Annotated in this window: 6 protein-coding genes; all 6 read left to right on the top strand. The window is 46.3% G+C overall.

The features are described 5' to 3' along the window. The first annotated feature begins 40 nt into the window (after window positions 1–40). The 6 genes from GKS34_RS20820 to GKS34_RS20845 all read left to right on the top strand — a co-directional run bounded on the left by GKS34_RS20820 (window position 41) and on the right by GKS34_RS20845 (window position 10,972). A complete protein-coding gene (locus tag GKS34_RS20820; protein ID WP_163386920.1) occupies window positions 41–1,510 on the top strand; it encodes a sulfatase-like hydrolase/transferase in 1,470 nt (489 codons plus the stop codon). 41 nt (window positions 1,511–1,551) lie between these two features. Next, window positions 1,552–4,029: a hypothetical protein gene (locus tag GKS34_RS20825; protein WP_205602121.1), complete on the top strand. Its 2,478-nt coding sequence runs from the start codon at window positions 1,552–1,554 to the stop codon at window positions 4,027–4,029. Between the two features lie 26 nt (window positions 4,030–4,055). Beyond that, entirely contained in the window at window positions 4,056–5,159 is a 1,104-nt protein-coding gene (locus GKS34_RS20830; RefSeq protein ID WP_240459398.1) for a hypothetical protein, read from the top strand. Between the two features lie 21 nt (window positions 5,160–5,180). Continuing rightward, window positions 5,181–7,004: an FAD-dependent oxidoreductase gene (locus GKS34_RS20835; RefSeq protein ID WP_163386922.1), complete on the top strand. Its 1,824-nt coding sequence runs from the start codon at window positions 5,181–5,183 to the stop codon at window positions 7,002–7,004. A gap of 91 nt (window positions 7,005–7,095) precedes the next feature. Beyond that, window positions 7,096–8,688, top strand: a complete 1,593-nt coding sequence (locus GKS34_RS20840) for a sodium:solute symporter family transporter (protein ID WP_240459399.1) — start codon at window positions 7,096–7,098, stop codon at window positions 8,686–8,688. A 4-nt stretch (window positions 8,689–8,692) separates the two neighbouring features. Further along, window positions 8,693–10,972, top strand: a complete 2,280-nt coding sequence (locus GKS34_RS20845; protein ID WP_163386924.1) for an FAD-dependent oxidoreductase — start codon at window positions 8,693–8,695, stop codon at window positions 10,970–10,972. The last annotated feature ends 6 nt before the right edge of the window (window positions 10,973–10,978 follow it).

Raw genomic sequence — 10,978 nt, forward strand, 5'->3', positions numbered from 1 at the left:
CAATTAATAATTCTCTCATTCAGACCGCTTTTTGGTCCGGATGAGAGAATTTATATCCTTTCCAGAAAAGTGGTGTTTTCTCTTTACATTCCTGGATGGTGAACCGTTCTTGCAATTGATTATGAAAAATGTATTTTCCTTACCATTATTATATCTTTGTTTTGTCTCCCTGGCTTTGGGTTACCAGCATCGCGGGGCTGGCGGAAAGAAGCCCAATTTTATATTTATTTATTCAGATGATCAGCGTTATGATGCATTGGGTGCTAATGGAAACGCTATCATTTATACCCCGGAGCTGAATCAGTTGGCTAGCCAAGGTATTCGATTTACCAATGCCAATGTGGTATTTTCCTTATGTAGCCCCAGCCGGGCTGCTTTTCTGACAGGCAGGTACGGAAGTGCCAACGGAGTTTTGGAGTTGGGTAGCGATTTAAATCAGGGAGAAAAGACGGTAGCACAGTACCTGAAGGAGGCGGGCTATCTTACTGGAATGTCAGGCAAATGGCATATTGGCAAAAAGCCCTCGGACACAGGGTTTGATTTTTCAGTATTCTTTACAGGCAATGGCGATTACTACAACAGGCTGATTTATGATGAGGGAAAAGCCATTACTCCTGAAATACACTGTGACGAGTACTGTGCGAACCGCTCGGTTGACTTTTTAAAAGATGCCGCAGCTAGCGGTAAACCCTTTTTTCTTTTTCACAATACCCAATTGCCTCACATGAATGGTAATTTGATTTGGGATGCCAAAGAAAAAACCAAGTCACAATACAGGCTGGAAAATATGCCCCTTGCTAATAGTCGCCTGGATGATCTTGTCGATAAGCCTGAATACCTTCAAAGGGTTAGAAATCTAACCCAGGCAAGTAGTTATGGTTATCCTAATGCGGACTCAATTAAGAGTCATACCAGGGATTACTATGCGGTGATTACGGAAATGGATCATTTTTTATCCGAACTTTTTGAATCCATAGATAAGCTCGGCCTCCGAGACAATACCTATGTTTTTTTTATGAGTGATAATGGGTGGATGCTGGGAGAACATGGTTTTACGAGTAAAGTTTTACCCTACCGGCCTTCTACCCGCGTACCTTTTTTTGTGGTAGGACCAGAACTGGCTCCAGGTGTTAACCAGGAATTAGTCCTTAATATTGACATGGCTCCAACTATTCTGGAGCTCGCTGGAATTGACATTCCTCTGTCCATTCATGGTAGAAGCCTTGTGCCCTTTTTTAGAGGAGAACGTCATGATTGGCGTGAAGGATTTGTATACGAAGGATTGGGTACCTACGGAGGTGCAAAACCCAATTTGACGTTCATCACAAAACGATATAGATACATAGAAACCTATAACGATGGTTTACTGGATTCAATAAATCACATTGAGTTGTATGACCAGCAGAAAGATCCGGATGAAATAGATAATTTGGCGAAAAATGACAAGTTTAAGACAGTGATTCAATATGCCCAGCAAGAGATACGAGCACATAAATTATTAAATAATTAGTTAAATAAGAAATGATTTATTTACTTACTAGAGAGATGATAATGAAAAAATGGATGGTATTCATGGCTTTGATGAGCTTATTTTTCTCGGGATGTAAAATGACGGATGATACGTCGGAATCGGACTTACCCCGTTCCATCAGCGGCATCTATCCCCACCTGGCCTATTACAATGAGGAAGGTGAATGTGGCACCGGGGCGGTAGTACCCTGGGCGGATAAGCTTTGGGTGGTAACCTACGGTCCTCATTTTCCTTTTGGCTCCTCCGATAAACTCTATGAGATCAATCCGGATCTGAGTTTTACCACCCGGGAAGAAAGCATTGGAGGAACCCCGGCCAACCGGATGATACACAAGGAAAGCGAGCAACTGTTTATTGGCCCCTATGCCATTGACAAAACCGGTAATGTTCGAGCCATCTCTTACGAGACCATGCCGGGCCGTCATACCGGAAATGCCCGGCATCTGACGGACCCGGCCAATATGATCTATTACGGAACCATGGAGGAGGGTTTTTACGAAGTGGATGTGCATAGCCTGGAGACCAAGACCTTACACGTAGACGGGAATGTAACCCGCAAAGAAGGGGAAATGGCACAGGAAGCTGAATTGCTGCTGGGTGCCCATGGAAAAGGGCTGTATTCCGGACAAGGGGTACTGGTTTATTCCAATAACGGAGAAACAGGTCAGGAAGCCCTTAAGGATTTTTCTATAGAAGCAGGAGCCCTGTACGAGTGGGATGGGGCCGATTGGCACCTGGTAAGACGAAATCAATTTGTGGAAGTGACAGGTCCGGGGGGAATTTATGGTAACCCAAATCCCGATACCGACCCGATTTGGGCCACTGGATGGGATCACAAATCGGTGATTCTGGGTGTGCGGGATGCCAGTGAAGGTTGGGAGTTTTTTCGACTTCCTAAGGCAAGTCACAGTTACGATGGGGCACATGGCTGGAATACCGAATGGCCGCGCATCCGGGATGTGGGTACTGAGGAAGAGCCGGATTATCTCATGACCATGCACGGGATGTTTTGGAAATTTCCCGAAACCTTCCAAATGGGCCAAACAGCGGGTATCAGGCCCCGCTCTGCTTACCTGAAGGTCATTGGAGATTTTACACGTTGGAGGGGTGGATTGGTTTTCGGATGCGATGATTCCGCACAGCGGGAATTTCTCAACAAACGCAGCGCCAAAGGGAATATAGAAGGACCGGGCCAATCCAATTCCAATCTCTGGTTTACCGATGTGGATATGCCGGATAAATTGGGACCGGCCACAGCCAACGGTGCCCTCTGGCTCGAGGAGCAGGTAAGTGCCAATGAACCCTCCGAGCCCATGCTGTTTTCCGGTTGGGAGGAAAAAAATGTATGGCTGCAAAATCATGGAGACAAGGCAGTAAATTTCAAGCTTGAAATTGATAGATTGGGTAACGGGGATTGGGAACAACTGGAACAAGTTTCCCTGGGAGTAGCTGAAAGTAGCTGGCTTTCGTTCAATCAGGAAACCGCTGGAGAGTGGGTCCGGGTCCAAAGCGATGCAGCTACCCAGGCTACCGTACATTTGTCTTTTTCCAATCCGGAAAGCCGATCTGCCCATCAGGAGGATATTTTTCAAGGGATTCATTCCATTGAAGAAGATGAATTTACTGGCGGACTGTTGTATGGATTGGGGGATAACCGAAGGAAACTTGGCATTGCTGCCAGGCGTTATCAGGGAGAAAGCACTGAAAATACCGGTTATTATGAAATGGACGAAAAGCTTCAATTGATCAAAGTGGACGACCCTGAAACCGAGGCTTTTATCAACGAGGGGTTTGCCATTCCTGAAAACGTATTTGAGGTGGATGAAGCATCCGTGCTGATAAAGGATGATCGGGGCAGGAGATGGAGGCTTCCCAAAGGAGACGAAGCCTTTACGGATCCATCGCTGAAAGGAAAGCTGCGCATTGCCAGAGAGGTAGCCACCGAAAGGGATTTATTCAATTGTCACGGTACTTTCTATGAATTACCGGCAGAAAATGCCGACGGATTTGCAAAGATCAGGCCCGTAGCCTCCCATAATTTGCGCATCAATGACTACGCTTCCTACAGGGGTATGTTGCTCATGACAGGAGTGGACCCTGAGGCAGCTGATGCCAATGAGCATATCATTCTTTCTGAAAATGGGGAATTGGCAGTTTGGGCCGGGGTGATTGATGATCTGTGGAAATTGGGCAAACCGGTAGGAAAGGGAGGTCCCTGGGCCGGTACCGCAGTGGAAGCAGGCGTGCCATCCGATCCCTATTTGTTTGCCTTTTATGATCAGCGAAAATTGGAAATCAAGCACGACTCTCCTGAGGAGGTAATCTTCACCATACAATTTGAGCCCATAGGCCATGGCCCCTGGATGGATTGGAAACAGGTAACTGTAGCCCCTGGTGAAACCCATCTAGAGACTTTTCCGGACGAGTTGGAAGCCAGGTGGATTCGATTGGCATCCGCTAAGAATTGTACCGCTACGGCCATGCTTACCTATGAATAAATGGCACGAAATCTACAACTACAAACATGATTGACTTTAGTTCAAATATATTGATCCTTGGTTTTCTTTGGCTGATTTGCCTGGGAGCGGTGCTGCGTAGCCCTTATCATTCCGGTAAAGACACCCGTCGCCTGATTGAACAGGTAGAAACCGATTCCGTTCGCTACGAGCTATTTGTAGTAGAAGATTCGGAAGGGGTTGCCAGAGAATACATGGCCGAAATCTTCACGCCAGTTTGTCATACAAATAAATGTTATCCAGTGTATATCAATTTTTTTTGGGACCTGCTGGGGAATTTTGATCGCTTTGAGATGCCGGAGGGAGAACGACTAACCAAGCTGGATCATATTCCCTTTGAAGAGGAGGATTATGACCAATTGGAAGCCATACTCAGCAATGAAAATTCCATTCTGGGTGATTATTCCATCACGGATTTGGTTGTGAGCACCAATACGGCTGAATCGAATGGGGTAGACGCCGTAACGGGTGCGACCTCCAAAACCATTCAGAATGAAGTAATATCAGGTGCTGTTTATTCCTGTTACACCCTTTGGCACCTGGCCCATGGCAACCTTTCAGAAAGGACTAGAGCACATACGGCAGATCAGCATACCGATGAGACTTTAATCCGGTTTTTAGAGAGCGGCCATCACCCTTACCAATACTGGGCGCTGGAAAAAATTCAGGAAAAGGGTGCCGAAAATGATCCCCGCTTTGCAGTGCCCTTGCTGCAGATGATCAGGGGCAAAAACATTTTCCTGGCTACCCATCTACTGGAAGAATTACCGACTGAGATGTTTCAGTCTCAGGAACGGCAGGCCTGGCTCTGGGAAACGTTCGAACAAGCTCCATACCGCCTTCAAATGCGTATTTTGGAAAAGATGATCCGGCTGGAACTTGGCCCGAAGATTCACATACAATTATTAACCCAATTAGAGAAAAGCAATCCTGCCCAACGAAAAAAATTATTTGAGGTATTGATTAATCAGCCTAATATGGGGAAAGTACAGCAAGAAATGATAGTTACCTATCTTAATAAAGGCTTGTGGGAGCAGGAATTGCTCGCGGTGTTGGAGATCCAGAACAAACCTGAGAAGGAGGCAAAAAAAGCATTGAAAAATAATCGATAATTAATATAAACGAACCCAAAAATGAAACGAATCATCATAACCTGTTGCCTGTTGCTAGGAGTAACCTTGATATCCTTTGCCCAAAAAAGGGTATTGGTAGAAGCAGAATCATTTAAAGACATTGGAGGCTGGGTAATCGACCAACAGTCCTTCGATGTGCTCTATTCCTCTTACCTCATGGCTCATGGTATGGGCAAACCCGTAGAAGATGCCCGGACCACTGTTGATTTTTCAGAGGGAGGAAAGTACCATGTATGGGTTAGAACCAAAGATTGGGCACCGTTTCCTACGGGGCCGGGGGAATTTCAACTCTCCATAAATGAGAAGCCGCTAGAAGACTCTTTTGGAGTGAGTGGTTCTGCAGACTGGGATTGGTACTACGGTGGACAGGTCGATATGAAAAAGGGCGAAAACACCCTGGTAGCCGAGGATTTGACCGGCTTCAACGGCCGTTTTGATGCCATTTATTTTTCTACGGAGGAGGGTGATGTGCCTACGAACGACAATGAAGCACTACTGGCTTTCCGAAAAGAAATGTTGAACCTGACCGAAAATGCGAAAGATGTGGGGCAATTTGATCTGGTAGTTGTTGGTGGCGGTATGGCAGGTACCTGCGCTGCCATCTCCGGAGCGCGTATGGGGCTAAAAGTGGCACTGATCCAAAACAGGCCTGTATTGGGAGGTAATAACAGTTCCGAAATACGAGTGCACCTAATGGGCCGGGTGGATCAAAACCATAACGCTAAATTGGGCCGGATTGTACGAGAATTGGACAATGGGGATCCCGGAAATGGAAATCCGGATGCGGACCGTTACGGAGACGAGCGAAAATTACAGATTGTTCGGGCAGAGCCCAATATATCTCTTCATCTGAATACCCACGTTTACGAGGTGGAAATGGATGGCAATACGATCAAAGCAGTAATAGGCAGAGACATCGCTACCAATCAGGAATACCGTTTTGAAGGGGTTTATTTTTCCGATTGCACCGGAGATGGTACGCTAGGTTACCTGGCAGGAGCAGAATACCGAATGGGCCGCGAAAGCAGGGCAGAGACCGGTGAATCCCTGGCCCCGGAAGAGCCGGATGATTTCACCCTGGGAACATCTAATCTTTGGGCCTCCCTGGAGCGGGAAGAGCCTTCTGATTTTCCAGAAACGCCTTGGGCAATTCAGTTTTCGGAAGAATATCATATCGACGATCACAAAGCCGATTGGCAATGGGAAACCGGATTTGGTAATTTTAACACCATCTATGAAGCAGAGGAAATCCGGGACCATAACCTGCGAGCCATTTTTGGTAACTGGTCCTACCTCAAAAACGAGATGCCGGAAAAATACAGCCACCACGAATTGGCATGGGTAGCTTATATCGGAGGAAAGCGAGAGTCCAGACGGTTGATGGGTGACCACGTATTAACCCAAATGGATATTCAGGATGGGGTCATGTATCCCGATGGAAGTGTGACCGCCACCTGGACCATTGACTTGCATTTTCCAGATGCTGAGAATTCGAAGTATTTTGAAGGAGAGGAGTTCTTTGCAGGTACTAAACACATCAAAGTACAGCCGTATACCATCCCTTACCGTTGTTTGTATTCCAGAAATATAGACAATCTGTACATGGCAGGAAGGGATATCAGTACTACTCACGTGGCTTTTGGGAGTACCCGTGTTATGAGAACCTGCGGGATGATGGGGGAAGCTGTTGGTTATGCTGCTTATGTGGCCAGGAAGAACAACGCCAGCCCCAGAGAGGTATATACCCTGCACCTCAATGAATTTATGGACATTATTGAATCTCCTCTAAGCATTCACAACCTCCCCACTTTGCCCCAGGATTGATTGCATGGAACTACTTGATTTTTTAACAATTGGTATATTTACTGGAATCATACTTATTGCCGGCCTGTCGTTCGGGAAACAGGGAGGGGATATGAAATCCTTTTTTGCGGCAGGAGGGGCGGTGCCTTGGTCTATTAGTGGATTATCCCTCTTTATGAGTTTTTTCTCTGCAGGGACCTTTGTGGTATGGGGATCCATCGCTTATGAATGGGGTTGGGTGGCTATCACCATACAAATGGCCATGTGCATTAGTGGCTTTCTGATCGGTGCTTTTCTGGCCGCTCGGTGGAAAAAGACAAATGCCCTGACGGTCGCAGCATACCTGACCCAACGGTTTGGCAAAAGAACCCAGCGCTACTATACCTTTCTTTTCCTGGCACTTTCGCTGGGGTATACAGGAGCTTTTCTTTATCCGGTGGCAAAAATTTTAAATGTAGTGACCGAAGTCAATATTTACCACTCCATTTTATTACTGGGAGGATTAATCATGGTATATACTGCCGTGGGTGGTCTATGGGCAGTGGTAGTCACCGACGTCCTTCAATTTGTCATCCTTACCGCGGCAGTGCTGATTGTTTTGCCCCTTTCCCTTGAGAAGGTAGGAGGTTGGAACCGGTTTATACAAGAGGCTCCGGAAACGTTCTTTCATATTTTCAATGACACCTATACCCCCTGGTTTATACTCGCCTTTATTGGATACAATACTATTTTTATCGGGGGAAATTGGGCTTACGTGCAACGATATACCTCTGTAAAGGATACCCTTTCTGCCAAAAAAGTGGGTTTTCTCTTCGGAGGATTGTACCTGATCAGCCCCGTGATTTGGATGCTTCCGCCCATGATTTACCGGGTAATTGACCCCGGTTTGACAGGATTGGAAACGGAAGGAGCCTATTTGATGATGTGTATGAACGTGTTGCCGGCTGGTATGCTGGGGATGATGTTGGGGGGAATGATCTTTGCCACCGCCAGTTCGGTAAATACCTCCCTGAACCTGGCGGCTGCCGTCCTGACGAACGATGTGTACCGACCCTTATTTCCCAAGGCGGGAAACCGGCAATTGATGCAGGTAGCTCGTGGAGCTACACTGCTTTTTGGTTTGGGTACCATAGGAGTGGCCTTTATGGTCCCCATGGCTGGAGGAATTGTGGAGGTGGTGTTGAGTATTGGTGCCATTACAGGTGGGGCCTTGTACGCTCCCGCCATTTGGGGACTGTTTTCCAAAGTACTTGATGGAAGCCGGATTTTGCTCATCACCGGTCTCAGCCTGCTGATCAACGTTTACTTTAAATTTATTTCACCCTGGCTATTTTCCTTTTCTTTGGACCGGAGTAGCGAAATGCTGGTTGGGGTTTTTCTTCCATTAGCCATGTTAGGCATAGTGGAGTTATACGCCCGAGGATCAGGTAAGAAAATAGGATCTGGGCCAAGTTCAATATCCAGCCCACACCATACAGAAAATGATCCGATTTCTCCCAGCGGATCAGGCGAAAAGCAAAATGCCTATGGATTGTCGGTATTGGGCTGGTCCTTTTTAAGCATGGGGATATTATTTGTTCTGATAGGTATAGTTGCCAGTACCGCACGGTTTTACTTGTTTTTTATGGGAATTCTCATTCTAATTTTAGGAGTAACCTTAGTTCGCCTTTCGGGTAAAAGGAAGGCCCGATTAAATACGTTATAATCCAATGAAAAAAGAAGGTTTTAGCACCGCAAAAAGAAGTTTTAAGTCAGATGAATGGAACGCCGATCTGGTAATTATTGGTGGTGGAATAGCTGGCACCTGTTGCGCGATAACAGCGGCAAGACAAGGACTACAAGTGGTATTGGTACAGGACAGGCCTGTTTTAGGAGGAAATGGTTCTTCGGAAATCAGGCTTTGGATCCTAGGGGCGACCTCCCATATGGGAAACAATAACCGCTGGTCCAGGGAAGGAGGGGTGATGGATGAAATTCTCTTGGAAAACCTCTACCGGAATCCCGAGGGAAATCCCTTGATTCTGGATACCATATTACTGGAAATGGTGAGTAAGGAATCCAATATTCGGTTGCTATTAAACACGGTGATGCATGATATGGAGAAAAATGCTCCGGATAAAATCGAACGTGTGACAGCATTTTGCAGCCAGAATGCTACCCAATACCTACTAAGGGCTCCGCTGTTCGTTGATGCCTCCGGAGATGGTGCACTTGCCTTTTTAGCAGGGGCCGCTTTTCGGATGGGTGCAGAAGCTGCCGAAGAATTTGACGAAGCCTTTGCCCCGGATCACAACTATGGGGAACTGCTGGGTCATAGCCTGTATTTTTACAGCAAGGATACCGGAAAGCCCGTGCGATTTGTTCCTCCGGCCTATGCCAATCGGGACCTTAGCCGTTTGCCTCGGTTCAAATCCTTTAACCTGAGAGAACAGGGTTGCCGGCTATGGTGGGTAGAATACGGAGGAAGGAAAGATACCATTCATGATTCCGAGTCCATTAAATGGGAACTCTGGCGAGTGATTTATGGAATATGGGATTATCTCAAAAACTCTGGCAAGTTTCCGGAAACGGCAACGCATACCCTGGAATGGGTTGGAACCATTCCGGGCAAAAGGGAAAGCAGGCGCTTCGAAGGAGATTTTATGTTGTCCCAAAAAGACCTGGTCCATCAAAAAGAATTTGATGATGCAGTATCATTTGGGGGTTGGGCGCTGGACCTTCATCCGGCTGATGGGGTATACGGAGATCAACCCGGCTGTACCCAATGGCATACAAAGGGAGTGTATCAGATTCCCTATCGGATCATGTACAGCAAAAATATTAAAAACCTGTTTTTGGCGGGAAGGATAGTGAGTAGCAGTCACGTGGCTTTTGGATCCACGCGGGTAATGGCAACCTGCGGGCACAATGCGCAGGCTGTGGCAATGGCAGCATACCTTTGTAGGGAAAACGGGCTGCTTCCAGCGGACTTATTGGAAAGCCGATACATGAAGCAGCTCCAAAATCGTCTGATCCGTTGGGGGCAGTACATCCCGGGTTTGGCATTAGCCGATGAGACAGATCTGACTCAAAAGGCAACGATTACAACTTCTTCCACCTATTCACTTATAGGCCTTCCCATGGATGGTCCATGGAAATCCCTGGAGTTTTCCATGGCTCAATTGCTTCCCTTGCAAGAAGGGGAGGTGCCTCGCATACGTTTTAAGATATTGGCCTCGGAAGCCACCCGATTGCAGGTGACTTTGATGAGAAGCAAACGAAAGGGAAACTTTACTCCTGAGCTAATTTTAGCTGAAACGGAGTTTAATTTAACTTTAGGTGAACAATATATAAGTGTTGATTTTCAATATAATATAGAAATTTCAGAATATTATTTTGTGGCCTTTTCTGCCAATGAAAAAGTACAGGTAAAAGCCTCTGAAACACGTCTGACCGGGGTTTTAACGGTCTTTCAAAAGTTTAATAAGTCCGTTGCGACCAGTAGCAGGCAAGAACCTCCTCCATCTATTGGGATGGAGGCGTTTGACTTTTGGCTGCCAGAAAGAAGGCCGGCAGGGCATAACCTGGGATTTGAGCTGGATAGGCCTCTTTCAATTTTTAAGGATACCTATCTGGTAAATGGAATTTTCCGGCCTACTTACCAAAGCAACGCCTGGACCGCGGATCAAAATGATGATGAACCTACTATTGAGTTAAAATGGGATAAGATTCAGTTAATCAATGAAATAAAACTATTTTTTGATACCGATTACGACCATGCTCTGGAATCTACTCTGATGGGACATCCCGAATCCGTAATCCCCTTTTGTGTTAGGAAATTTTCCATTTTTGATGGAAATGGAAAACTTCTGACCGAGGTTCAGGAAAATTATCAGTCCAGCTTTACCCTGAAACTGGATCAGCCTCTAAAAACCAATTCACTAAAATTCATCCTGGAACATCCCTCCGCTACTACCCCCGCTGCTTTGTTTGGAATTTTGTGTTATTAATTATCT

The sequence above is a fragment of the Cyclobacterium jeungdonense genome, from assembly GCF_010994275.1.
Classification (GTDB): Bacteria; Bacteroidota; Bacteroidia; order Cytophagales; family Cyclobacteriaceae; genus Cyclobacterium; species Cyclobacterium jeungdonense.

What these genes read in the sequence shown, in the direction of transcription:
- GKS34_RS20840 (WP_240459399.1), top strand. Translation starts at nt 7,096, where the DNA reads ATGAAATCCTTTTTTGCGGCAGGAGGGGCGGTGCCTTGGTCTATTAGT.
- GKS34_RS20825 (WP_205602121.1), top strand. Translation starts at nt 1,552, where the DNA reads ATGAAAAAATGGATGGTATTCATGGCTTTGATGAGCTTATTTTTCTCG.
- GKS34_RS20820 (WP_163386920.1), top strand. Translation starts at nt 41, where the DNA reads ATGAGAGAATTTATATCCTTTCCAGAAAAGTGGTGTTTTCTCTTTACA.
- GKS34_RS20845 (WP_163386924.1), top strand. Translation starts at nt 8,693, where the DNA reads ATGAAAAAAGAAGGTTTTAGCACCGCAAAAAGAAGTTTTAAGTCAGAT.
- GKS34_RS20830 (WP_240459398.1), top strand. Translation starts at nt 4,056, where the DNA reads ATGATTGACTTTAGTTCAAATATATTGATCCTTGGTTTTCTTTGGCTG.
- GKS34_RS20835 (WP_163386922.1), top strand. Translation starts at nt 5,181, where the DNA reads ATGAAACGAATCATCATAACCTGTTGCCTGTTGCTAGGAGTAACCTTG.